Source organism: Hymenobacter sp. BRD128, assembly GCF_013256625.1.
Taxonomy (GTDB): domain Bacteria; phylum Bacteroidota; class Bacteroidia; order Cytophagales; family Hymenobacteraceae; genus Hymenobacter.
Map to the genome: position 1 here is coordinate 4,044,575 of NZ_CP053908.1, position 24,394 is coordinate 4,068,968.

General features: G+C 61.1%; 22 protein-coding genes. 17 read left to right on the forward strand and 5 right to left on the reverse strand.

Features of this window, described 5'->3' with window-relative positions; translation table 11 throughout:
- Positions 1-34: 34 nt before the first annotated feature.
- From GKZ68_RS17960 to GKZ68_RS17970, 3 genes are read left to right on the forward strand one after another with little or no spacing between them, the layout of a single operon-like run.
- On the forward strand, positions 35-967 hold the full coding sequence (locus GKZ68_RS17960; RefSeq protein WP_173117208.1) for a glycosyltransferase family 2 protein: 933 nt from the start codon (positions 35-37) through the stop codon (positions 965-967).
- Complete coding sequence (locus GKZ68_RS17965) at positions 968-2,710, forward strand: hypothetical protein (protein ID WP_173117210.1); 1,743 nt, start codon at positions 968-970, stop codon at positions 2,708-2,710.
- Positions 2,694-4,541, forward strand: a complete 1,848-nt coding sequence (locus GKZ68_RS17970) for a hypothetical protein (protein ID WP_173117212.1) — start codon at positions 2,694-2,696, stop codon at positions 4,539-4,541. The genes GKZ68_RS17965 and GKZ68_RS17970 overlap by 17 nt, the downstream gene beginning before the upstream one ends.
- A 30-nt stretch (positions 4,542-4,571) precedes the next feature.
- Here GKZ68_RS17970 and GKZ68_RS17975 read toward each other — a convergent pair whose 3' ends face one another.
- Together GKZ68_RS17975 and GKZ68_RS17980 are read right to left on the reverse strand one after the other, a co-directional pair.
- A complete protein-coding gene (locus tag GKZ68_RS17975) occupies positions 4,572-5,891 on the reverse strand; it encodes a hypothetical protein (RefSeq protein WP_173117214.1) in 1,320 nt (439 codons plus the stop codon).
- A 78-nt stretch (positions 5,892-5,969) separates the two neighbouring features.
- Positions 5,970-6,533, reverse strand: a complete 564-nt coding sequence (locus GKZ68_RS17980; protein WP_173117216.1) for a hypothetical protein — start codon at positions 6,531-6,533, stop codon at positions 5,970-5,972.
- Between the two features lie 239 nt (positions 6,534-6,772).
- Between GKZ68_RS17980 and GKZ68_RS17985 the strand changes: the two genes are divergently transcribed.
- The 8 genes from GKZ68_RS17985 (at position 6,773) to rfbA (ending at position 15,061) form a co-directional block, all read left to right on the forward strand.
- Complete coding sequence (locus GKZ68_RS17985; protein WP_173117218.1) at positions 6,773-8,290, forward strand: DUF2079 domain-containing protein; 1,518 nt, start codon at positions 6,773-6,775, stop codon at positions 8,288-8,290.
- A gap of 372 nt (positions 8,291-8,662) precedes the next feature.
- Positions 8,663-9,148, forward strand: coding sequence for a DapH/DapD/GlmU-related protein (locus tag GKZ68_RS22790; RefSeq protein WP_367949178.1), 486 nt, complete (start codon positions 8,663-8,665; stop codon positions 9,146-9,148).
- Positions 9,031-9,291 (forward strand): hypothetical protein, encoded by a 261-nt coding sequence (locus GKZ68_RS22795; protein WP_367949233.1) that lies wholly within the window; start codon positions 9,031-9,033, stop codon positions 9,289-9,291. Before GKZ68_RS22790 ends, GKZ68_RS22795 begins: the two co-directional genes overlap by 118 nt.
- 31 nt (positions 9,292-9,322) lie before the next feature.
- Entirely contained in the window at positions 9,323-10,624 is a 1,302-nt protein-coding gene (locus GKZ68_RS17995; RefSeq protein ID WP_173117220.1) for a nucleotide sugar dehydrogenase, read from the forward strand.
- Between the two features lie 88 nt (positions 10,625-10,712).
- Positions 10,713-11,735, forward strand: coding sequence for a UDP-glucose 4-epimerase GalE (gene galE, locus GKZ68_RS18000; RefSeq protein ID WP_173117222.1), 1,023 nt, complete (start codon positions 10,713-10,715; stop codon positions 11,733-11,735).
- A gap of 124 nt (positions 11,736-11,859) precedes the next feature.
- Entirely contained in the window at positions 11,860-12,915 is a 1,056-nt protein-coding gene (rfbB, locus tag GKZ68_RS18005) for a dTDP-glucose 4,6-dehydratase (RefSeq protein WP_173117224.1), read from the forward strand.
- A gap of 159 nt (positions 12,916-13,074) precedes the next feature.
- Positions 13,075-14,082, forward strand: a complete 1,008-nt coding sequence (locus GKZ68_RS18010) for an SDR family oxidoreductase (RefSeq protein WP_173117226.1) — start codon at positions 13,075-13,077, stop codon at positions 14,080-14,082.
- Between the two features lie 100 nt (positions 14,083-14,182).
- Positions 14,183-15,061 carry a glucose-1-phosphate thymidylyltransferase RfbA gene (rfbA, locus tag GKZ68_RS18015; RefSeq protein ID WP_173117228.1) on the forward strand — a complete coding sequence of 293 codons (879 nt, stop codon included), beginning with the start codon at positions 14,183-14,185 and terminating at the stop codon, positions 15,059-15,061.
- Positions 15,062-15,089: 28 nt separating this feature from the next.
- Here the strand turns inward: rfbA and GKZ68_RS18020 are convergent, their stop codons facing one another.
- Complete coding sequence (locus tag GKZ68_RS18020; protein WP_173117230.1) at positions 15,090-16,298, reverse strand: ATP-binding protein; 1,209 nt, start codon at positions 16,296-16,298, stop codon at positions 15,090-15,092.
- 173 nt (positions 16,299-16,471) lie between these two features.
- On the opposite strand from GKZ68_RS18020, the gene hemA reads away from it, so the two are divergent.
- Positions 16,472-17,752, forward strand: a complete 1,281-nt coding sequence (gene hemA / locus GKZ68_RS18025; protein ID WP_173117232.1) for a glutamyl-tRNA reductase — start codon at positions 16,472-16,474, stop codon at positions 17,750-17,752.
- A 250-nt stretch (positions 17,753-18,002) separates the two neighbouring features.
- Here the strand turns inward: hemA and GKZ68_RS18030 are convergent, their stop codons facing one another.
- On the reverse strand, positions 18,003-18,323 hold the full coding sequence (locus tag GKZ68_RS18030) for a helix-turn-helix transcriptional regulator (RefSeq protein WP_173117234.1): 321 nt from the start codon (positions 18,321-18,323) through the stop codon (positions 18,003-18,005).
- Between the two features lie 422 nt (positions 18,324-18,745).
- Here GKZ68_RS18030 and GKZ68_RS18035 point away from each other — a divergent pair, with 422 nt between their 5' ends.
- Genes GKZ68_RS18035 through GKZ68_RS18050 form a run of 4 tightly spaced genes read left to right on the forward strand, consistent with a single transcriptional unit; the run spans position 18,746 to position 22,218 of the window.
- Entirely contained in the window at positions 18,746-19,858 is a 1,113-nt protein-coding gene (locus GKZ68_RS18035; RefSeq protein ID WP_173117236.1) for a mechanosensitive ion channel family protein, read from the forward strand.
- A 33-nt stretch (positions 19,859-19,891) separates the two neighbouring features.
- Positions 19,892-20,374, forward strand: coding sequence for a GAF domain-containing protein (locus GKZ68_RS18040; protein WP_173117238.1), 483 nt, complete (start codon positions 19,892-19,894; stop codon positions 20,372-20,374).
- 13 nt (positions 20,375-20,387) lie between these two features.
- Complete coding sequence (locus tag GKZ68_RS18045) at positions 20,388-20,801, forward strand: hypothetical protein (protein ID WP_173117240.1); 414 nt, start codon at positions 20,388-20,390, stop codon at positions 20,799-20,801.
- Positions 20,802-20,844: 43 nt separating this feature from the next.
- Positions 20,845-22,218: an NAD(P)/FAD-dependent oxidoreductase gene (locus tag GKZ68_RS18050; protein ID WP_173117242.1), complete on the forward strand. Its 1,374-nt coding sequence runs from the start codon at positions 20,845-20,847 to the stop codon at positions 22,216-22,218.
- Positions 22,219-22,297: 79 nt separating this feature from the next.
- Here GKZ68_RS18050 and GKZ68_RS18055 read toward each other — a convergent pair whose 3' ends face one another.
- Positions 22,298-23,164, reverse strand: a complete 867-nt coding sequence (locus GKZ68_RS18055) for a hypothetical protein (RefSeq protein WP_173117244.1) — start codon at positions 23,162-23,164, stop codon at positions 22,298-22,300.
- Between the two features lie 218 nt (positions 23,165-23,382).
- Between GKZ68_RS18055 and GKZ68_RS18060 the strand changes: the two genes are divergently transcribed.
- Positions 23,383-24,360: an isopenicillin N synthase family oxygenase gene (locus GKZ68_RS18060; RefSeq protein WP_173117246.1), complete on the forward strand. Its 978-nt coding sequence runs from the start codon at positions 23,383-23,385 to the stop codon at positions 24,358-24,360.
- Positions 24,361-24,394: the final 34 nt, after the last annotated feature.

Sequence of the window (24,394 nt, forward strand, 5' to 3'; positions counted from 1 at the left end):
GGCGTTCCAGCGCAGGGGCTATACCTTTACGGCTATGCCTGTTCCGCTCCTTTCGGTCGTTATTCCGGTCTATAACGAGGAAGATTTGATTGATACGCTGGTGGCCCGGTGCCTGGCGGCCCTGGCAGCGGTGACCCCAGACTTTGAGCTTATCTGCGTCGATGATGGCAGCCGCGACCGTACCCTGGCCCGGCTGCTAGCCCTGCGCGCCGCCGAGCCCCGGCTTAAGGTGCTGTGCCTTTCGCGCAACTTTGGGCACCAGGCGGCCTACACGGCCGGCCTGCACGCGGCCCAGGGCCAGTTTGTGGCCATGATGGACGGCGACCTCCAGGACCCGCCCGAGCTGCTGCCGCGCATGTGGGAGTTGCTGCGCTACGATACCTGCGACGTGGTATATGGCCAGCGCACCGACCGCGCCGAGGGCTGGGGTCGCCAATTGCTCATTAAAAGCTTTCATGGCATCTTCCGCAACTTTTCCCGGCTGCGGGAGGCCGATAACGTCGGCAACTTCTCGATGCTGAACCGCCGGGCGCTCACGGCGTTTCTGTCCTTGCAGGAAAAAAACCGCTACCTGCCCGGCCTGCGCTCTTTCATCGGCTTTCGGCAGGTGAGCCTGCCCTACGCCCGCGAGGCCAGGCCCGATGGCACCCTGCCCAAGATGTCGTACCAGCGCCTGTTTGCCCTGGCCCTCGATGCGCTGTTTTCCTTCTCCGACCTGCCCATTAAAATCTGCCTCTACACCGGACTGCTCGGCATCATCGTGTTTATGCTAGCCGGCATGTACGTGGTAATCAGCAAGCTGCGCGGCGTGGCTATGCTGGGCTGGTCGTCGCTGGGCCTGAGCTTGTATTTTCTGGGCTCTATTCAGCTGCTTTTTTTGGGCATAATGGGCGAGTACGTCTTCCGCATTTACCGCGAAAACCAAAACCGCCCGCTCTATTTCGTGCAGCACTACCACCAGGATTAAATGATAAATCTGACCGCAACCTCGCCGGCCCGGCGCTGGCTGATGCCGGCCTTTTTCGCGCTGGTGCTAGGCCTGGGCCTGCTGCTGTTTACCGATTATGGCATCTCCATTGATGAGCAGATAAGCCGCGACAACGGCATGGTTACGCTCCGGCACCTGGCCGAGCCGCTAGCCCCGGACTGGGTAGCCAGCCACCCCGATTTTGCGCCCTTCACCACTCCCCTGGCTGAGTATAAGGACCGCGACTACGGCGTCGTGTTTGAGACGCCGGTGAGCTTACTGGAGCAGCTATTCGCTATTACCGACGCGGGCGATAAGTACCTGTTTCGGCACCTGTGCACCTTTTTGGTGTGTTTTGGGGGCCTAGTGGCCGTGTATCAGCTGGCGGCGCGGCGCTTTCGCGATTGGCGCCTGGGGCTGCTGGCCGCGCTGTGGCTGCTGCTGTCGCCGAGGCTGTTTGCCGAGTCGTTTTATAATGACAAGGATGCGGTGTTCATGGCCTTGTTTGCTATTGCCATGAACACGGGCGTGCGCTTTCTGCTGCGCCCCACGCCGGGGCGGGCGGCCTGGCACGCGCTAGCCTGCGCGCTGGCCATCGATGTGCGGATTATGGGCATTTTGCTGCCACTCTACACGCTGGGGCTGCTAGCCTGGCGCGGGCTGCGCGGGGAGGTCTACTGGAAGCAATTAATCGTTAATGTATTAATTTACAGTGCCCTGCTTATTGGATTGGTGCTGCTGCTCTGGCCCTACCTCTGGCCGGCGCCGCTGCAAAATTTTCTGGAAGCATTCGACAACATGCGCACGTTCCGGTGGACGGGCACGGTACTCTATAACGGCGCCGACATTCACGCTACCGATTTGCCCTGGCACTATGCGCTGGTGTGGCTGGGTATTACCACGCCCGTGCTCTACCTGGCCGCCGCGCTGCTGGGGCTGGGGCTAGCGGGCTACCAGCTGCTGCGGCAGCACTGGCGCCTGTGGGCCGATGAGCAGGGGATGCAGGATGTTTTTTTTCTGGGGTTTTTTGCCGGCCCGCTGCTCGCCGTTATTCTGTTGCACTCGGTGCTCTACGATGGCTGGCGGCAGCTCTATTTCATTTACCCAGCCTTCCTGCTGCTAGCCCTGCGTGGGTGGGTGGCCGCCGCCCGGTGGCGGGCGCCCTGGGCTGGCTGGCGCCAGCTGCTCTACGTCGGCACGGCCTTGAGCTTAGGGTTTGTCGCGGTCGAGATGGTGCGCGCCCATCCGCTTGAAAACGTGTACTTTAATGCACTGGCTGGCCCCAACGTGGAGCACCGGTTTGAGATGGATTACTGGGGCCTGGGCTACCGGCGCGACCTGGAATTTGTGGCGGCTCACGATGCGCGCCCGAGCCTCAAGGTGTTCGCGCCCGGCCCTAGCGGCGCTCCGCTAAACCTGTGGCTGCTGCCCCCGCGCAGCGCGACCGTCTGCACTTCGTCGATACCCCCGAGCAGGCCGATTACTTTCTCACCAACTTCCGCATTCCCGGCTACCGCGCCTTTCGCGACCGCTATTTCTACTTTGAGGTGTATCAGCAGTGGGTCGATGGGCGCAAGGTTCATGCGGTGTATGACCTCGCAAAGTAGGCCATGCCGCCCGAAGGCTGGCGCCCCGACTATCGGGTTTAGGCCCGTCTATCTTTGGCCGGCCCGGCTCCCTGCTAAGTTGGCTGCTTTCTCCCTTTATCCCGCGTGCTCTTTGCCTGATGTTACTCGCGCGTAATTTTTCGAAGCGCTGGCCGATGTGGCTAGGGTGGTTTGTGTTGCTGGGGCTGGCCGTCTTGGCCGACTGGTATCGGCGGGAGCGGGTGGCCTACGCCGACCTGGCGTACCAGCTGTTTTTCTTCATGCGTTACGGCGATTTTTTTATTCAGAACCGGCGCTTTGTAGCGGGGCTGACGCAAATCTTGCCGCTATTGGGTACCTGGCTGCATGCGCCGGTGGGCGTGCTGCTGCGCCTCTATTCGCTGTCATTTGCCGTGTACTACGCGGGCATCTTCGGGCTGTGCGCCCGGTGGCTGCGCAACGAGCGGGTGGCGCTGGCCGTGCCGCTGCTCTACGCGCTGGTGGCGGCCCGCACCTTCTACTGGGCGCAGTCGGAGCTACCCCAGAGCCTGGCAATCCTGCTGTTTTACTACGCCGGCATTAGTGGGCAGGCGCCCTTGCGCCGCCGGTTTTCTACCATCGCGCTAATTGCCCTGGTGCCCGTCATCATCTTTGGGCACCCGCTGATGCTGCTGCCGTTCGGCTTTCTATGGGTCTACGACTGGCTGCTGAATCGGCGGTGGCGCGATGGCCTCTACTATGTGCCGATACTGCTGGCGGTGCTCACGTATTGGTACCGCACCGCTACCATCCCGCCCGGCTCCTACGAGGCGCAGCGCCTGACGACGCCTACCATCGGCGCGCTGCTGCATTTTTTTGACAACCCAAGCTTTACGCAGCTGCTGGTGATGTGCCGGGGTACGCTGGCCGCGCTGCCGGTGCTGCTAGGCCTGCTCACTGTATATTACCTGTGGCCCGCCGGGCGCGGCCTGGCCTGGCTCACGGCCGGCCGCGCGCCCGGCGCGCGGCTGCGCTGGTTGTGGCTGGTGGCGTTCGGCACCGTGTACCTGGCCATTGTGTGCACCTCGTACCCGGGCGAGCAGGACTTGGTGTATTTTGAAAACCTGCTGCTGCCGCTGGCCGTGGCCTTGCTCATCCCGTTTTGCGTGGAGGTGCTGCCCGCTTTGCTGGCGCGGCCGGCGAGCAGCCGGGCGGCGGCGCTAGTGCTCACGGTGGTGATGCTGGCCCGGCTAGGCTTCATCCAGCACTTGAGCGAGCCCTACGTGCAGCACCAGCGCTGGCTGACGCGGGTGCTGAATTATACCCGGCAGTTTCCGGAGCGCAAATTCATAATGGGCGAGGCCACCGCCGACCCGCACAACCAGCGCGCCACCAACGGTACACTGTGGGCCGCCGCCTACGAGTCGATGCTGGTAAGCACGCTGCCTAGCCCCGACTCGGCGCGCACCGTGCTTATTGTGCCGGAGGCCGAGAAGCTAGCCGCTGGCCAAAACAACAACTTATTTCTCGGTCCCTGGGATACGAGCCCGCTGCCGGAGCTACCAGCCCGGTATTTCCGCCTGCCAGCCACGCCTTATCGCCTGCTGGTCACCAGCCCCCCGGCTGGCCCCGACGCGGCGCCCTACCTGGCCGCCGTAGCTCAAGCCACTAAGCTGCAGATAGTGGAGATTCCGCGCGCGCTGCGGGCTAGCCGCGCGCGCACCGTGGTGGTGCGGCTCACTGCCCCGGCCGGCCAGCTCCTACACGCTGGCTTAAACGCACCGGCTAGCCTCCGGCTCAGCACCCGCTTCATCCTCGACCCCACCTACGAAGTGCCAACCGAAGTCACCAGCTCGCCGCTCGAGGTAGATGTGCGGGGCGCCTGGACCCAGGTGCTGCCCCTGCATTGTCCCGATAAGCCCGGCACCTACGTGCTGGACGTTAGTCTGGAGTCGAACGACCCGGCCCAGGTGCTCGTGCGGCAGCGTCAATCTGTGCGGGTCGAATAAGCAGCAGCTAAGCGCTTGTCTTAAAGATGATTAGCTGCCTGGCTTGGGCGGGACTGGTGGCCAATCAAGCCAGAAAAACCGCTCGCGGTACCAGGTGGCCGTCATGTCGCAGCAGTGCAGGATACCGCGGTAATACTGCCAGGTCTGCAATTGGTTGAGGGCCACGCCCAGCACGAGCAGCACCCCCAGTAGCACCCCGGCCCAGCGCCGCCGGAAGGCCCGCTCCAGCAGCGCCGCCAGGGGCAAGCTCAGCAGCGGGTAGAGGCTGATGAGCGGCCGGGCCCCAAAGCTGCCCCCGTAGCCCCAGTCCCACCACGAATACGTGACCCACAGCACCAGCGGCAGCAACGCCAGCAGCACCGGCAGGGCCGCCCGCGCCGGCCCGCGCAGCGCCAGGATGCCGAGCAGCGCCAGCCCCATCAGCGGCGAGTAAGTCAGCCAGCCCTTGCGGATACTAAACAGGCCCTCGCGTAGGTGCGGGTGGGCAAAATCGAAGTGCTCGTCGGGATAAGTGTCAATGTGCCAGGCACCGCCGTAGTGGTGCCAGTAGAGCAGCTGGCCGAGCAGCAGCGCGCCCGCTACGCCCGCCGCTAGGGCCACTTGCCCTTTGTGCTGCCACAAGTCGCGCGCCCGGCCGCGCACCGCCGCCCCCGAAGTCAGCCCCCACAGGGCCGGCACCAGCACGTTCCAGGCTTCGGTAAAGCGCACCAGCGTGAGCAGGCCCAGCACCAGGCCCAAGCCCAGCGCGTCGCGCCGGCGAAAGTGGGCTAGCCACTGCCCCGTCAGGCCCAGCAGCACGGCATTGAGCATAAATAACGTGCCGTGCGACATGGGCGACTCGTAGCTGGCGTAGCAGAAGAAGTTGGTGCCCAGCCCGATAGCCAGCAGCGTCGCCGCCGTAGTCAGGTCATCAAAGTAGCGCCGCAGCACGCCCCGCAACACCCACAGCCCCAGCATGGCCCATAATAGGCTGCCGAGTTGAATAGCGTGCTGGTAGGATGAAGAAAAGCCGTCGGGCCTGCTCGTTGCGCCCGCTAGGGCTAGGCCGTGCGCTACCCAAAAGGCAGGCGCGTAGAACAGACTCATTCCTAGCGGATACTTGATGACGTGCCCGCCGTTGGGGGCAGCAATAAGCACGTAGCGATTATCCAGCTCGGGGCGGTACTGCTGCCGGGCGTAGGCCGTGTAGGTGCCGTTGCCCTGGTCGTGGTAGATAAACTGGCTGGGCAGGTACTGGTAGTAGCCGGCCGTATCCCAGACCAGCACGTCGGCGTGGTCCCATTTGGCGGTTTTGTTTACGACCACCAACGCCAGGACGAGCGTAAACAAAACCACTAACAGAGATTTCATCGGATACGGTAACGGGTGCCGCCGCTAGCCCCTCGGCCCGCGGCGCGGCCCCAGATAAGGCCTGGCTGGCGCGCTGATTTACTTAGCTACTTGGCTCAGCGTGAGGTCATCGAGGTAAGTGGGCTGGCCTGCCCCGGCGCCCCACATATACACCATGATGCGGCTGGTAGCCGACACGGTTGGTGGCACCGTAATTACATGCTCAATGTGCTTCCACTCATTGAGCTTCGGCACTTCCTTGCCCAGGTCGATGGCCTCCCACAGGGCTTTGGCGCCGGTAGCCGGGTCTTTTATCTCCGCCACCAGCTTAGCCGCGTTCTGGTCGCCGGTGCGCATTACCCAGGCGCTAATGCGAATTTTATCGGGCCGCATCGTGCTAAGGCGCCCCAGCGGGTTGCTGTAGCCCAGTCCGTACTCTATGCCGGGCTGCACTACGATGCTGTAAGCACCCGAATGGGCCTTTTCGCGAGTAAGCGAAGGCACATCACCTACCCAGCCGTCGAGGTGGTCAAAATCGTTGCTCGTCAATACGTCTTTCTCCTCCGCACTAGTTTTGGAGCAGCCGCTGCCGAGTAGAAGTCCTAGGCCGAGCGCCGAAAAGGTGAATAATCTGGCTAACTGAGTAGAAAATGCGAGGTGCATAAAAAAGAGCTTGCTAGGTAAAAGACCTGTGACAAAGGTAGGGCGGCTGTCGGGCACTTGAGGTCCATTATTGGCCCTATATCGACCGCGCGTTGCCACCTAGCGGCAGGCAATAAGCTTGGCCGCGCCACCAACTGCCAGCATCGCCTGCACTTCAGCCCCAACTTTGAAGCGCCGTTGCCACCAGCAGCCAGTGAGTCAATAGCAACGCTATTGCTTGCTGCCTTCTACCCGTGCCTATGCCTGCTACTGCTCTCCCTGCCCTGCGCGTCCGACCGCAACTCGCGTTGCTGCTGCTTTTTACCTTGATTTACAGCCTGGTATCGCTGGTGAATCAGGTGAATTTTCGCACGGGTGCGCTCGATATGGGCTACGAGGCGCAGGCCGTCACCGACTTTGCGCACCTGCGGGCGCCCCGCGTTACGCTGCTACCCGATGCGCCGCCCACCGCCTTCCTGGCCAATCACTTCAGCCTGACGCCGGCCCTGGCGGTGCCGCTCTACTACTTGGTGGGCCCGGTGTGGGCCCTGCTGCTGCTGCAAATCGGGGCGCTGCTGGTGGGGCTGGAAGGTGCCCGGCGCTATGCCCGCTCGGTGGGGGCTAGCGAGGCGCTGGCCAACTGGGCGCTGGCTTTTCTGGGCAGCCAATGGGCGCTTTTCTCGGCGCTAGGGTTCGATTTTCACGATAATGTGCTGGTCGCGATGGTCCTGCCCTGGCTGGCCCGCTGGGTGGCCCAGGGGCGCTGGGGCCGGGCGGGGCTAGCGGCGGCTTTCAGCGTACTCAGCAAAGAAAACCTGGCGCTGTGGCTAGCCTTTGTGCTGCTGGGGCTGGCCTGGCAGCACTGGCCGCGCCGGGCGGTGGTGTGGCGGGCCGCTGTAGGCGTGGTACTGGCGCTGGGCTACTTCGTAGCGGTGACGCGCTACCTCATGCCGGCCCTCGATACTACTCACCGGCCCTATACCCAGCTCGCCCGCTACGGCCAGTTCGGCTCCTCGCTGCCGGGCATTGCCGGGCACCTGCTCACGCACCCCGGCGTGCTCTGGAACGTGCTCTTCACCAACACGCTGCCCGATACGGCCTACGACTACATCAAGCTGGAGCTGTGGGTGGGCCTGCTGCTTTCGGGCGGCTGGGCGCTGCCGCGCCGCCCCTGGTATGCGCTCATGCTGGTGCCCATCATTGGCCAGAAAGTATTGGCCAATGATGCCGGCTTTTGGGGAATTAACTATCAGTACTCCGTCGAGATAGCGCCGGTGCTGACCCTGGCCGTGGCCGATGCCCTGGCTAGCCGCCGCCCGGCCAGCGCTCACCGCTGGCTCTGGGCGCTGGCCGGCGTGGTGCTCTTTACGGTGGTCACGCTCTATACCAGGCGCAGCACCTGGTACGACCGCAGCACCACCAACTTTCTCATTGGCAGCCATTACCGCCCGGCTTATGCCGACCGTGCGGCGCTGCGGGCGGCGCTGGCCAGGGTGCCGGCCGGAGTGCCGCTCAGCGCTTCCTCGACCCTGGTGCCGCATCTCACCGACCGGCGCAACTTGTTTCTGTTTCCGGTGCTGCGCACGGCCCGGCTCGTGGCCCTGCTGCGCGAGCCTGACGAGCGCGGTGCCTGGCCGCTCTCGCCGGCCGAGGGCAAGCGTGCCGCCGCGCAGCTCTGCGCCGACCCCAGCTACCGCGTGCTCTATGAAGATGCCCGGGTAGTACTACTGGCCCGGCAGTTTGCCCCGCCCGACTCGGCGGCCTCGTGGCGGCCCTAGCACCAGCGGGCTAGCCTTCCAGCGGCACGCCGCGGTAAAGGGCGGCCAGCGGCAGCATGGCACTTCCGCGGTAAGCGTGGGGTTAAGCGGGTTTTCGGGCGTCTTGGTTCGATTAAACTCCGCTTCCCCGCACACCGCCGACAAATCGGGGCTGGCATTGAGCACCTGCACGCGCTGGGCGCTTCGTTTCCGCCTCCAGGCGTAGATAGTCCTCGGGCGATACGCAGCCGGGCGCGTCGATTTTGAAAGCGGGCAGCCCCATAAAAGCAGGTAGTTAGGGCCCGGAAGCTTTTGCTTTTCAAAAATACGCCCCGTCCGCCCAACCCCGCCCGGCCTGTTACCTTTGCAGGCGCAATTGCTTTTTCCCGACCCGTGGCCGAACCCGCTGCCGATTTCTACGCTCACCCCACCGCCGTGCTCGACGCGGGCTGCCGCGTGGGGGCGGGCAGTCGCATCTGGCACTTTTGCCACCTGGCGGCGGGGGCGGTGCTGGGCGAAAGCTGCTCGCTGGGCCAAAACGTGTTTGTGGCCGATGGGGTGACGCTGGGCCGCAACGTGAAGGTGCAAAACAACGTGAGCCTCTACGCAGGCGTGGTGTGCGAAGACGACGTTTTTCTGGGCCCCTCGGTGGTATTTACCAACGTGAAAAACCCGCGCGCCGCCGTGCCGCGCCGGGGGCTGGCCACTACCAGCCTACGTACTTGGAGCAGGGCGTCAGCATCGGGGCCAATGCGACCGTGGTGTGCGGCGTGCGGCTCGGGCGCTACGCGTTTGTGGGCGCCGGCAGCGTCGTCACGCGCAACGTTCCGGCCCATGCGCTCGTCTACGGCACGCCCGCCCGGCAGCACGGCTGGCTGAGCGCCGCCGGCCACCGGCTAGCCTTCGACGAAAGTGGCCGGGCCAGCTGCCCCGAAACGGGCGAACAGTACCTGCTTAGCCCCGATAAAAAATCGGTGTCAATTGTGAGTGAAGAAGTTATCTCGCTAACGGCCAACTCATAACTCATAATTACTAACTCCTAACTCTAAAGAAGTGTACGACGAACTCCTCCGCAAAGAAGCCAAGCTGGCCGTGATTGGCCTCGGCTACGTGGGCCTGCCCATCGCCCTCGAATTTGCCAAGCAACTCTCGGTTATCGGCTTCGACATCAACGCGGGCCGCGTGGAGATGATGCGCAACCACCAGGACCCTAGCGGCGAGCTCGACAGCTCGGCCTTTGCGGGTACCGACATCACGTTTACCGACTCGCTCGACGTGCTGCGCGAGGCCAAGTTCTTTATCGTGGCCGTGCCTACGCCCATCGACGAGCACGCCCAGCCCGACCTCAAGCCGCTGCTCGGCGCCTCGGGCTCGGTGGGCAAGGTGCTGAAGAAGGGTGATTACGTGGTGTTTGAAAGCACCGTGTACCCCGGCTGCACCGAGGAGGACTGCATTCCGGTGATGGAGAAATTCTCGGGCCTGAGCTTCGCCAAGGGCGATTTTAAGGTCGGCTATTCGCCCGAGCGCATCAACCCCGGCGACAAGGAGCACACCCTCACGAGCATTGTAAAGGTGGTGGCTGGCTGCGACGACGAGAGCCTCGACACCATCGCCAAAGTCTACGAACTGGTGGTGAAGGCCGGTGTGCACCGCGCCAGCAGCATTCAGGTGGCCGAGGCCGCCAAGATTATCGAAAACACCCAGCGCGACGTCAACATCGCCCTGATGAACGAGCTGTCGATGATTTTCGACCGCATGAACATCAACACCTACGAGGTGCTCGAAGCCGCCGGCACCAAGTGGAACTTCCTCAAGTTCAGCCCCGGCTTGGTGGGCGGCCACTGCATCGGCGTGGACCCCTACTACCTGACTTACAAGGCCAAAGAGCTGGGCTACGATGCCAAGGTTATTTTGAGCGGCCGCACCACCAACGACAACATGGGGGCCTACATCGCCCGCAAAACGGTGCAGATGATGATTAAGCGCGGCAAGGATGTGGCCAAGAGCCGCGTGCTGGTGATGGGCGCAACCTTTAAGGAAAACGTGGAGGACATCCGCAACTCGAAGGTGGCCGATGTGATTCAGGAGCTGAAAAACTTCTCGGTGAATGTGGACATCGTGGACCCGCACGCCAACTCCGATGAATTGCACCACGAGTACGGCTTCCGCCTTACCGCACCCGATAAAATCCGCAAGGACTACGATGCCGTGATTGTGGCCGTGAGCCACAAGCCCTACCTGGAAAAGGACGAGGCGTACTTCCGGTCCATCACGGCCGACAATGCCGTGCTGGTTGACATCAAGGGCTTGTATCGCACCAAGCCGATGGAAGAACTCCACTACTGGAGCCTGTAAGCCGGTTTTGCGGTAGCAGTTTTTCGTTTTCGGCCTGGGCAGAAACGCGAAACGGTAACGAAAACCATCAATGAAAAACGAGTTAGCTATGAGCAAAATTCTGGTTACCGGCGGGGCCGGCTACATCGGCTCGCACACCGTAGTCGAGCTGGCGCAGGCGGGCTACGAGCCGATTATCATCGATAATTTCAGCAACTCGCAGGAGTCGGCGCTGGCGGGCATCCAGGCCATTCTGGGCCGTGAGGTGCCGTGCCACCGCATCGACTGCGGCGATGCCGAGGCGCTGCGCCAGGTATTTAAGGCCGAGGGCAACATTGCCGGCGTCATTCACTTCGCGGCTTTCAAGGCGGTGGGCGAGTCGGTGCAGAAGCCGCTAGCCTACTTCCACAACAACGTGGGCTCGCTCATCACGCTCTTGCAGGTGATGCAGGAAAAGAAGGTTGAGAATCTGGTATTTTCGTCGTCGTGCACCGTCTACGGCGTGCCCGACCACCTGCCTGTGACCGAGGCCACGCCCACCAAGCCCGCTAGCTCGCCCTACGGCCGCACCAAGCAGATGTGCGAAGACATCGTGCACGACGCGGCCGGCGCGCCCGACAACAAGGTGCACACCATTTTGCTGCGCTACTTCAACCCCATCGGGGCGCACGCGTCGGCCAAGATTGGCGAGCTGCCGCTAGGGGTGCCCAACAACCTGGTGCCCTTCATCACGCAAACGGCGGCCGGTTTGCGCGAGAAGCTGACTATTTTCGGCAACGACTATGACACGCCCGACGGCACCAACGTGCGCGACTACATCCACGTGGTAGACTTGGCTAAGGCCCATATCGTGGCCGTGCAGCGCCTGCTCGACCGCAAGGCCAGCGACGCGGTCGAAACCTTCAACGTGGGTACCGGCCACGGCAATACGGTGCTCGAAGTCGTGAAGACCTTCGAGCAGGCTAGCGGCCAGAAACTTAACTACGTAATCGGCCCGCGCCGCCCCGGCGACGTGCCCGCCATCTACGCCGACGCTACAAAATCGGCCGAGGTGCTGGACTTTAAGACTACGACCTCCCTGTTCGACTCGCTGGCCAGCGCCTGGAAATGGCAGGAAACGTTGGGCAAGTAATTGCCAGGCTGACGAAGGAAGCATCTTATCACGGCTGCGTTCGTCAGATTTAGTAACCCAAGCCAGTCGAGTGTGGTAAGGTCCTTCGCTGCGCGGACGCTAGCTCAAAGATGACAAACGTTTTATGAAAATTCTCATTACCGGCGGGGCCGGCTTCATTGGTTCGCACGTGGTGCGCCTGTTCGTGACCAAATACCCCGGGTACCAGATTCTGAATCTGGACGCGCTCACCTACGCGGGCAACCTGGAAAACCTGCGCGATATTGAACACGCGCCGAACTACAAGTTCATCAAGGGCGACATTGCCGACCAGGCATTCGTTGACCAGCTGTTTGCTACCGAGGAGCCCGATGCCGTGATTCACCTCGCGGCCGAGAGCCACGTCGACCGCAGCATCACCGACCCGCTGGCTTTTGTGCGCACCAATGTGCTGGGTACCGTGTATCTGTTGAACGCGGCCAAAAACCTCTGGAAGCCCAACGGCTTTGAAGGCCATACGTTTTACCACGTCAGCACCGACGAGGTATACGGCTCGCTCGACTTCGGCCCCGAGCTGTTTACCGAAGAAACTTCCTATGACCCCCGCTCGCCCTACTCGGCTTCCAAGGCCAGCTCCGACCACTTTGTGCGCGCCTGGTACCACACCTACGGCCTGCCGATTAAGCTGAGCAACTGCTCAAACAACTACGGCCCCAACCACTTTCCCGAAAAGCTCATCCCGCTAGCCATTCACCGCCTGCGCACCGGCCAGAAAGTGCCCGTGTATGGCAAGGGTGAAAATGTGCGCGACTGGCTTTTCGTGAAAGACCACGCTACGGCCATCGACGCGGTGTTTCACCAAGGTAAGCTGGGCGACACCTACAACATCGGCGGCGTAAACGAGTGGCAGAACCTGAAGCTCATCGAGCTGCTCTGCGATGTAGTGGACGAGAAAACCGGCCAGCCGGCCGGCACCTCGCGCCAGCTCATCACTTTCGTCACCGACCGCGCCGGCCACGACATGCGCTATGCCATCGACTCCAGCAAAATCATGAATGAGCTGGGCTGGAAGCCGAGCGTGACCTTCGAGCAGGGCCTGAGCCAGACCGTAGATTGGTACCTGGCCAACCAGGAATGGCTCGATAACGTGACCAGCGGCGCCTACCAGGACTACAACCAGAAGCAGTACGGCAACCGCTAGGCTGGTAGTCAGCCTAAAATCGTGTGTCATTGCGAGCGCAACGAAGTGGAGCGCAGCAAGCTTTCCTCTCTGGCAGCAGGGGCAACCAAACGATTAACAACGATTAAGGAAAGATTGCCGCGCTCCACTTCGTTGCGCTCGCAATGCCAAAACAGCTTTATGTACGAAACTCCCTTTACCGACCAGCCCATTACTGAGCTGAGCTTTCTCGTCACCGGCGGGGCCGGCTTTATTGGCTCCAACCTGGTTGAATACCTGCTGAAGCACGGCGCCAAAAAGGTGCGGGTGCTGGACAATTTCTCCAACGGCTTCCGCAAAAACCTGCGCCTGTTTGAAGGCAACGCCGCGCTGGAAGTGCAGGAAGGCGATATCCGCGACCGCGAGGCCTGCGCCCGCGCCTGCGCGGGCATCGACATTGTACTGCACCAGGCCGCGCTAGGGTCGGTGCCGCGCTCTATCAACGACCCCGTTACGACCGACGAGGTAAACGTGGGCGGCTTCGTGAAAATGCTGTTTGCGGCCAAAGAAGCCGGCATTAAGCGCTTCGTGTACGCGGCCAGCAGCTCGACCTACGGCGACCACCCTGGCCTGCCCAAGGTGGAGGACCGCATCGGCAAGCCGCTCTCGCCCTACGCCGTAACGAAGTACGCCAACGAGCTCTACGCCGACGTGTTTGCCCGCACCTACGGCATGGAGATTATCGGCCTGCGCTACTTCAATATCTTCGGCCCGCGCCAGGACCCCGGCGGGGCCTACGCGGCCGTAATCCCGCTCTTCATCGACGCCATTCTGGAAAACAGCGCACCCACGCTCAACGGCGACGGTGGCCAGACCCGCGACTTTACCTTCGTGGCCAACGCCGTGCAGGCCAACATCCGGGCCGCACTCACGCAGAATCCCGAGGCCGTGAACCAGGTATACAACATCGCCGTCGGCGACCGCACCTCGCTGGTGCAGATGTACGACATCCTGCGTGAAGAAGCCCACTCCAACCTGGAGCCCAAGTTCGGTCCCAACCGCGCCGGCGATATCCGCGACTCGCTGGCCGACATTACCAAGGCCGAAACCCGGCTAGGGTACGCCCCGCAGGTGCGCATCCGCGAGGGCCTGAAACGGACGCTGTCGTGGTTTAGGGCCAACCAGGACTTTATCAAGGAGCGCAACTAGCGCGCAAGGTTTCGCGAGGTTGAGCAAGGTCTCGCGAAGTTGATGAAAACAGAATCGAAAAACTTGCGAAACTCATTTTAACCTTGCGAAACTTCGCGCTATGAAAGGCATCATCCTCGCTGGCGGCTCGGGCACCCGGCTGCACCCCCTGACCCTGGCCGTGAGCAAGCAGCTCATGCCCGTCTACGACAAGCCGATGATTTACTATCCGCTGTCGATTCTGATGATGGCCGGCATTCGGGAAATCTTGATTATCACCACGCCCCACGACCAGGCGCAGTTCCAGAAGCTGCTCGGCACCGGCCAGAATCTGGGCTGCAACTTCCAGTACGTGGTGCAGGAAGTGCCCAACGGGCTAGCCCAGGCCTTCGTGCTGGGGGCCGATTTTATTGGGCAGGACAAGGTGGCGCTGGTGCTGGGCGATAATATTTTTCATGGCGAAGGCATGGAAGAGTTACTGAAAGCCAACAGCGACCCCGACGGTGGCGTGGTCTACGCCTACCACGTGCACGACCCCGAGCGCTACGGCGTAGTCGAGTTCGACGAGAATAAGGTAGCCCTCAGCATCGAGGAAAAACCCGCCAAGCCCAAGAGCAATTACGCCGTGCCGGGTCTCTACTTTTATGACAATGAAGTAGTGGAGATTGCCAAAAACCTGCAGCCCAGCCCGCGCGGCGAGTACGAAATCACGGACGTCAACCGCGAGTACCTGCGCCGGGGCAAGCTGAAAGTCGGCATCCTGGGCCGGGGCACCGCTTGGCTCGACACCGGCACCTTCGAGAGCCTGATGCAGGCCGGCGAGTTTGTGCGCGTGCTGGAGCAGCGCCAGGGCCTGAAAGTAGGCTCGATTGAGGAAGCTGCTTTCCGTCAAGGCTTTATCAATGCCGAACAGCTGCGTAAAATCGCGGCGCCCCTGCGCAAAAGCGGCTACGGCGACTACCTGGTAAACCTGCCCGACCAGCTGGTAATGGGTGGGTAGTGCAGTAGCGCGCAGCCGAAGCCGCGCGCTACTGGTTCAATACCAGCCGAAACGTGGTGCCTTTGCCCACCTCGCTCCACTTCACGAAGAGGCGGCCCTCGTGGTAGTTTTCGATGATGCGGCGGGCCAGGGCTAAGCCCAGGCCCCAGCCGCGCTTTTTGGTAGTGTAGCCGGGCAGGAAAACGCTTTCGAGCTTGTTCTTGGCGATTCCTTTACCCGTGTCGGTGATGTCGATGGCTACCTGCGGGCGCGGAGCGCGGCGGCGCCACCATTCGCGCCGGGGCTTCACCCGGCACAGGCGCAGCGTGATGGAGCCGCGCCCATCCATAGCATCCACCGCGTTTTTGCAAATATTCTCCACTACCCAGTCGAAGAGTGGCACGTTGAGGCAGGCCGGCGTGTCGAGTGGCAGCTCAGTTTCGATGCTGAACTTGACCTTGCGCGACACCCGGCTCTCGAGGTAGGCAATGGCGTTGCGGGTGGTGTGGTAGAGGTTTTCGGCCTTGAGCACCGGCACCGAGCCAATGTTGCTGAAGCGTTCGGTGATGATTTCCAGACGTTTAATATCCTTGCCGAGCTCCTCTACTATGGGCTCGTCGCGGAAGCGGTCCGACTGCCGCAAATATTCCTGCCAGCCCACGAGCGAGCTCAGTGGGGTGCCGAGCTGATGCGCCGTTTCCTTGGCTAGCCCCACCCACACGCGGTTTTGTTCGGCCCGGCGCGAGTAGCTAAAGGCGATATACGCCATCATGGCTAGTGAGGCAATTACGGCCAGCGCTGCTAGGGGGTAAGTGCGCAGCTGCCGCAACAGGCGCGAATCCTGGTAAAACAGATAGTTGCGGGTATTGCCGGGTAGCTCAATCACGATGGGCGGGTGGCGCTTTTGCATATCAAGCAGCACTGCCCGTAGCTGTTGTATCGAGTCGGCGGCCGAAAGGTGTTTAGCCAAGCCCAAGTTTTTGGTATCAATAATATCCTCCCCATTGGTCAGAATAACCGGGATAGTGGTGTTGGCCTCAATAATCTGCTCCTGCAAAAAAGGCAGGTTTTTAGTGTCTTCCGTATTAATAATGTAGCGTTGGGTTTTGGCGTATAAATCAATCTGGTGCTGCTCGCGCTCCGAAAGACGCTGCACTAGCGTATTAGTATACACTACGGTAGCCCCGGCAATAAGCAAGGCCATCAGCAAGACCAAGAGCTTAATGCGCGATTTCTGGTCGTAAAGGGGAGGAAGCATAGGAGCGGCAAAGGTCGGGCGCAGCGTCCGGAGCGCCGCTAGCCCCATTCAACGAGCGAAAGCGCTAGTTTGTGCGCGGCCCGCCGCCGCCGAACCCATTGGCCCATTCGCCTGTTTCCATCGCAGTTATTTATGCCGTAATTTTGCAGGCCGGCCCTGGGTCGACCCGTGCTATGTCTCATCCATTTAAGGCTGTTAGTTTATCCTTCCGTAATGCCCCGCTCGCCATCCGCGAGCTGCTGGCATTGGACGAGGCCGCCTGCCGCCGCTTTCTGACGCAGCTGCGTACTGAGCTGCACCTCACCGACTTGCTGGTGCTCAGTACCTGCAACCGGACCGAAATCTACTACGCCCATGAGCATGACTACTCGGCGGCCATCATCCGGGCGCTGGGCGAGCTCAAGCAGCGGCCCGACGCGGGCAGCTTTGCCGAGTATTTTGACCGCTTCGATAATGCCGAAGCGGCTACGCGCCACCTATTTGAGGTAGCGCTGGGCCTCGATGCGCAGGTAGTGGGCGATATGCAGATTATCAACCAGGTGAAGCAGGCCTACCAGTGGACGGCCGATGCCGATGCGGCCGGTCCGTTTTTGCACCGCCTGCTGCACACCATCTTCTTCGCCAACAAGCGGGTGCAGCAGGAGACGAGCTTCCGCGATGGCGCCGCCTCGATGAGCTACGCCGCCCTGGAGCTGGTAGAGGAGCTTACGGCCGACGTGGCTAGCCCCCGCGTGCTGGTGGTGGGCCTGGGCGAAATCGGCAGCGACGTGTGCCGCCACTTGGCCGATAGCAAGTCGTTTGCCAGCGTCACGCTCTGCAACCGCACCCGCGCCCGTGCCGAGGAGCTAGCGGCAGAGTTTGCGCCCGGCCAACTGCGCATCGCCGATTTTGAGCGCCTGCCCGACACGCTGCGCGAGGCCGACGTTATTATCTCGTCCATCAGCCGCGACACGCCGTTCTTCACCCGCGAGCTGGTGGCTAGCCTCGACGTGCTGAGCTACAAGTTCTTTATCGACCTGGCCGTGCCGCGCTCGGTGGCTGCCGATGTCGAGCAGGTGCCCGGCGTGCTGGTCTACAACGTCGATGCCATTTATAGCAAGGCTTCGGCGGCCCTGGAGCAGCGCCTGGCGGCCGTGCCGCAGGTGCAGGCCATCATCAGCGAGAGCCTGGCCGACTTTGCCGACTGGAGCCGCGAAATGCTCGTGTCGCCGCTTATTCAGCGCATGAAAGCGGGCCTGGAGCAATTGCGCCAGCAGGAGCTGGACCGGTTTCAGAAAAAAGCCACTCCGGCCGAAGTAAAGCTGCTCGACGATGCTACCCGCGCCTTCATGCAGAAGGTGCTGAAGCAACACGTGCTGCACCTCAAAGCCGCCTGCCGCCGCGACGAAGCCGAGCAGCTACTACCCTTGCTTACCGACATCTTCGACTTAGAGCGCCAACCAGCCAGCATTTAGCAAAACCGCCATTGCTATAAGCAGCCCGCCCGCCCAATTGCCGGTTTTGTATCGGCAATTGGGCGGGCGGGCTGCTTATGACGCAGGTTACCGTCAAAATTAATCCGTCATTCACACTTCCTGTTAAATTACAAGTTCATTCGTTTGCGGCAGACCGCTCAAAGTGCAAAACAGGATAAAATTTCCTGACTAAAAAAAAGAGGTGCGCAGCCCACTAGCAATGGCCTGCGCACCCGCTACAATAGTCAGATTAGATACGGCCGGAGTATGATTCCAGCGTGTCGATGATTTTGAGCAGTTCTGGTACGGCCAACGAGTAGTAAATCTTGGTGCCTACTTTGCTCGACTTCAGCACGCCACGGTCTTTGAGCGTAATAAGGTGCTGCGAAGCAATAGCTTGGGGAATGTCGAGGGCCTGATAAATTTCAGTAACCGACATCTGGTGGTCCTTGGTTTTGCTTTTGCCGAGCAGGTCGACAATAGCCAGGCGCTTGGGGTGCGAGAGCACTTTAAGCATAGCGGCTGCGCGGTCCAGCTGCTCCGCTTCGACGCGGCTGTGCAATGGTTTCATGGTAACTTTAAATTAAGAAATGGTAGAAGGGAAAATAGAAGAATGAAACCAAACCCCTATTGCTAGGGTGTTGGCACCGCAAAGTAAGTGAAAGAATACTATTGTAGAGTATTCTGAACACATAAAAAAATAATAAAAATAGTGTCTATCCACTTGGGTAAATACAATTTGTGGCCATACGTTCTATTTTGGCACTTTTTTACTTTTTTTGAGTACTTAATCAGGTAATTTTTTTTGTACCCAACTGAATTTTCTTCGCAAAAAAGCAGCCATACAGCTCTACTTAAAGGCTGCTAGTTAGCTCCATGCTAGCGGTGAAGAGCAGGCTCAATACAATGACGCGCTACGGAAGAATTTTCTTCAACTAGCGTTGGCGCGCTTGCGTACCGTTGAGGGTTGACGTACTGCGTTATTTGCTGCCTATGGAAATTCCTGCTTTTTTACACCGCGAGGTAATCGGCAACGAGTTGCTGGATTATCTGCTTGCGGCCATTATTATGCTGCTAGGGGCCGCGCTCAACCGGCTACTGTCGCGCCTGCTGAGCAAAGGCTTGTTTCGGCTTACCAAGCGCTACACGGCCGGCGTCTCGGAGAGCGAGCTGCACGACCTGCTGATTCAGCCGCTGGGCGCGCTGTTATTCCTGGTTTCTTTTTATTTGGCCTTCAGTGTATTGCGCTATCCTATGCCGCCGCTGGCAGTGAAAGGCGTGGAGCCTTGGCCGAAAGTGGCGTTGCTAGGCCTTTTTCATCTGGGGGTGATTGCGACGGTGGTGTGGGTAATTATGCGGCTGGTCGATTTTGCTTTGCTGGTAGTGCAGCGCCGGGCCGAGTTGGTTACCACGGCCGGCACCCGGCGGCTCGACAGCCAGTTTCTGCCTTTTGCTAAAGACTTACTGAAGGTTTTTATAGTAGTTATCGGCCTGCTGGTGGCGCTGGGGCAGGTATTTGGGGTGAATGTGACGGCCCTGATTGGCGGCCTGGGCATTGGCGGGCTAGCGGTGGCTTTTGCGGCCAAGGAAAGCCTGGAAAACCTGCTGGCCTCGTTTACCATTTTTCTTGACCAGCCTTTTGGAGTGGGCGACCTCGTGACGGCGGGCTCGGTAAGCGGCACGGTGGAGAAAATCGGCTTTCGCAGCACCCGCCTGCGCACGGCCGAAAAAAGCTACCTCACGGTGCCCAACAAGAGCATGATTGACAAGCCGTTGGATAACCTGAGCCTGCGCACGGCGCGGCGGGTGGGCTTCACGCTTTATTTTGACCAGAAAACGACCAGCGACCAGCTGCAAGCCATTATCCGAGAGGCGGTGGCGGCGATGAAAGAACATCCGCTCGTGACCGACGATGTGCAGATGAAATTCAACGCCATCTCGCCCGCCGGCAAGGAGGTAACGGTGCAATACTTCGTAGAAACGAGCAGCTACGACGAATACCTCGATGTGAAAGAGTCGCTGAACTACCGCTTAATCGAGGCCGTCGAGCACCAGGGCGGTAGCTTTGCCCTGGCTACGCCAGCACCCGTGGCCGCTACGGCCTAAAGCGGGCCGGCTGTTTTTTATTCGCAATCACTAATGTCCGAAACGCTGTTTTTGACGCCGGGCCTGCCCAAGGCCGGCCGCTACGCCGAGCTGCATCCCCAACTCGAAGCCCTCACGGCCGGCGAAACTGACCGCACGGCCAACCTGGCTAATACGGCCGCCGCGTTGCGGCAGGCGTTCGGGTTTTTCTGGGTGGGTTTCTACCTGGTGCAAGGCGAGGAGCTGGTACTGGGGCCCTTTCAGGGGCCGATAGCCTGCACACGCATCCGGCGCGGGCGCGGCGTGTGCGGCGCGAGCTGGGCCGAGGCGCGCACCGTGCTGGTGCCCGATGTGGAGGCTTTTCCGGGCCATATTGCGTGCAGCTCTGACTCAAAATCGGAAATCGTGGTGCCGGTTTTTAAAGACGGCCGGGTAGTGGCCGTGCTCGACGTGGACAGCGACCGGCTAGCCGACTTCGACGAAGCCGACCAGGCCGGGCTGGAGCAATTGATGCAACTGGCCGCCACTTGGTTTTGATAAAAGTAACAGCATGAGTAAGCATTGGGGATGGCTGCTGGCGGTGGCACTAACGGCCTGCGGCACGCAAGTAGAAATAGCGCCCGGCGTAGCGCTGAAGCACGGGCACAGCGCGGGCTTTCAGCAACAAGTAAAGCTGTTGGCGGCCGAGCAGGTGAAGGTATCGGTTACTACGGCGGGCAGAGCGGGGCCAGCCGCGCCCCGGCTGCTCACCCTCGAAGTAATCAACCCGCACAGTACGCCCGAGCATCCCGATACCTTAAAGCAGCGCCTGCGCAAGTTGGCGCGCCTGTTGGTGGCTGACCTGGCTAGCCCCGCCAGCTACCAGGTGGTGAGCGCCCAGGCTACTTTCCGGCGCAGCCTCTTTTCGCCGCGCAACAGCTCCAGCTCCCAAGCATTTATTTACCCAATAGCCAGCCTGCGCTAAGAAAAGCAGCTGGCGCAATTTCTTTCTGCACCTTATGGAGCCGATGCACGATGCAACTGCCGCCGCCGCCGAGCCGCTGGTAATTATGGGCGCCGGCCTGGTGGGCTCGCTGCTGGCGCTGTACCTGGCGCGGCGCGGCCACCCGGTGCAGGTGTTTGAGCGGCTGCCCGACCCGCGCCGACAGGGCCTGCTGGGGGGGCGCTCCATCAACCTGGCTTTGAGCGACCGGGGCTGGCGGGGGCTAGCCGGCGTGGGCGTGGCCGATGATATTCGGCAGGTAGGTATTCCGATGTACCGGCGCGTGATGCACGACGGTCAAGGCAACCTGACGTTTCAGCCCTACGGGCAGGAAAATCAGGCCATTTACTCCATCAACCGAGGTAGCCTCAACTGCACGCTGCTCGACCTGGCCGAGAAAGAAGCGGGCGTGCAAATCACCTTCGGCCAAAAGCTGACCCAGCTCGACCTGCCCGGCCGCCGCCTGCACTTGCAGGATGTGGCGAGCGGCCACGAGCACGACGTGGCCTACGAGCGGCTCTTTGGGGCCGATGGGGCGTTCTCGGCGGTGCGCGCGGCCTTGCAGCGCACCGACCGCACCGACTACTCGCAGCAATATCTGGAGTATGGCTACAAGGAGCTAACCATTGCGGCGGGGGCTGGCGGCGCGTGGCAGCTGGAGAAAAACGCGCTGCATATCTGGCCCCGGGGCAACTTTCTGATGATTGCGCTGCCCAACCTCGACGGCTCGTTCAACGCTACGCTGTTCTTTCCTTACGAGGGGGACAAATCGTTTGCGGCGCTCCAGACGCCGGCCGACGTGGCTAGCTTCTTCGCCGCCACCTTCCCCGACGCGGTGCCGCTGATGCCGCAGCTCACCGACGAGTTTTTTGACCATCCTACCGGCTCGCTCGTCACTATCCGCTGCTTTCCGTGGGCCTACCGCGACACGGTGCTGCTGCTCGGCGATGCCGCGCACGCCATCGTGCCGTTCTACGGCCAGGGCATGAACGCGGGCTTTGAGGATTGCACCGTGCTCAATCAGCTATTAGAACAGCACGGCGAGGCCAACTGGGACCGGGTGATGGACGAGTTTGAGCACCAGCGCAAGCCCAACACCGACGCGATGGCCGACCTCGCACTCTACAACTTCGTGGAGATGCGCGACCGCGTGGCCGACCCGCGCTTCTTGCTGCAAAAGAAAATCGAGAGCAAAATCGCGGCGCAGTTTCCCGGCCAGTGGGTGCCGCTGTATTCGCGCGTCACGTTCTCACCCGATACCTCTTATGCCGAGGCCTGGGCCGCCGGCCAGCGCCAGGAAGCCATTATGGCTAGGCTCATGCCGCACATTCAGGTCGAGGCTGACTACGAAAAGCCCGAGGTGCAGGAGCAGGTGCAGCGGGAGCTGGCAGGCAGATAAGAAAGCTTACGCAGTCGGCAAAAAAGAACGTCATGCTTCGACAAGCTCAGCATGACGTTCTTTTTTATAGTGGCTAACCTTACGGGGCTACCGTAATGGTGCGCGTCACCGAGTTGTACGGGCCGGGAATCAGGTTGCCACTGCTATCGAGCAGCTCCAGCTTGATGGTGGCCTGGCCGGCGGGCAGGCCTTCCATCATGTAGGGCAGCCACTGGTCGAGCATAAACTCGGTGCCGTTGATGGTGGCGCGCACCTTGTTGCCGTCGGGGGCTAGCGTGGTATTTACGAGGTAAAAGTCCAGCATAATCTTCTGCGCGTCCTTGCCCGAGTACGTGTCCTTGGGGCGGCTGTAGAAGAGGTGTGGGGCTTTCAGGTCGAAGGCCATCGGCGGGGTGCCGGCGGCCGGGGTGCCCACCGTGATGGTGCGCAGGTCGTAGGCCCCCATGTGCTTGAGGCTCTCGTGGTAGGAGCGCGACAGAAACGACAGGACAACGTGCTGGCCGTCGGGAATGGGCTTGGTAAACTTGGTGTCGTAGTGGGCGGTGTAGGGCATGTTATCCACAATATTGTGGATGTGCTGGCCCTTCATCGAGTTAGCCATTTGCATGGCGTGGTCGCTGTCCGTCATCTTGGTCAGCTGGAAGTTGGTCAGCTCATACGAAAACGTTACCTCGCCGCTGGGCACCGTCGAGCCCTGAATAGGCGCATTCAGGCGCATTTGGGCAGAAGGAAATTTGGGCGAGTCGTTGTAGGGCGTGAGCGTGATGCCGCCTTTGCTCTGCGCCTGGCCCGACACGGTAGAGGCCGCGCGCGGCGCCCCGATGGCGCTGGGGCGGTCGGCGGGGCTGGTGGTGGTTTCGGCCTGCTGCGTGGTGCTGCAGCTGCCAAGCAGAGCCAGGGCCGCCAGGGCTACCGGGCCACCGAGCATTTTACGTTGGAAAAGCATGTGCTGAGAAGAAAGGTGTAAGGTGAACAGTGAGTACGCAAGTAAGTGGCTACAGGGTTTTTTTGTTAACTTCGCCCTAGCTAACTACTGGTTGCTGCTAGTGGGTTGGAGCCGGCGGCGGGCTGTTTTGGCAGGCTAGCCCACCGGCCTTGGCTCGCTACCAGTGGTTAGGGAGCGTAATCAGCAACTCATCAACCACCAACCACTTTTACCAAGTTATGGCTGATAACCTGCCTGACCACATTCCCTCGCTCGACCTCGCGGATTTCCGCTCGGGCGACCCCGCCCGCAAAGCTAAGTTCGTGCAAGCCCTCGGCGATGCCTACGAAAGCATTGGCTTCATTGCGCTCAAAAACCACGGCCTTAACGACCAGCAAACCAAGGAGCTGTACGCCGACGTGCAGGCGTTTTTTCAGCTGCCCGACCCGGCCAAGCAGTCGTATGAAGTGCCCGAGCTGGCCGGCCAGCGCGGCTACATCAGCAAGGGCAAGGAGCACGCCAAGGGCCGCAACACCGGCGACCTGAAGGAGTTTTACCACGTAGGCCAGGAAGTGCTCGACGAGAACGACCCGGTGAAAAACGACTACCCGGCCAACATCTGGCCCCAGGAGGTGCCCCGCTTCGCGCAAAGCACCATGAAGGCCTACCGCACCCTGGAAGCCGCCGGCAAAGACGTGCTGCGCGCCATTGCCTTGTACCTGAACCTGCCCGAAAGCTACTTCGACGACAAGGTGCAGAATGGCAACAGCATCCTGCGCCCCATTCACTACTTCCCCATCGAAGACCCCGACGCGGTGCCCGCCGATGCCGTGCGCGCCGCCGAGCACGGCGACATTAACCTCATTACCCTGCTGATGGGGGCCAGCGCCGACGGCCTGCAAGTGAAGCGCCGCGACGGCCAGTGGATTAGCATCACGGCTCTGCCCGACCAGATTGTGGTGAACGTGGGCGATATGCTGCAGCGCCTCACCAACGGCGTGCTCAAGAGCACCATTCACCGCGTGGTGAACCCGCCCCGCGAAAAAATGAACACCTCGCGCTACAGCATCCCGTTCTTCATGCACCCGCGCTCGGAGATGAGCCTGGCCGCCCTGCCGCACCTCGTGACCGAGGACAACCCCAAAAAGGAAGCTGACATCACGGCCGGTGAATTTCTAAACGAGCGCCTCATCGAGCTGGGGCTCAAGAAGAAGTAAGCGAATAGGAAGCCGAGTAAAAACGTCATGCTGA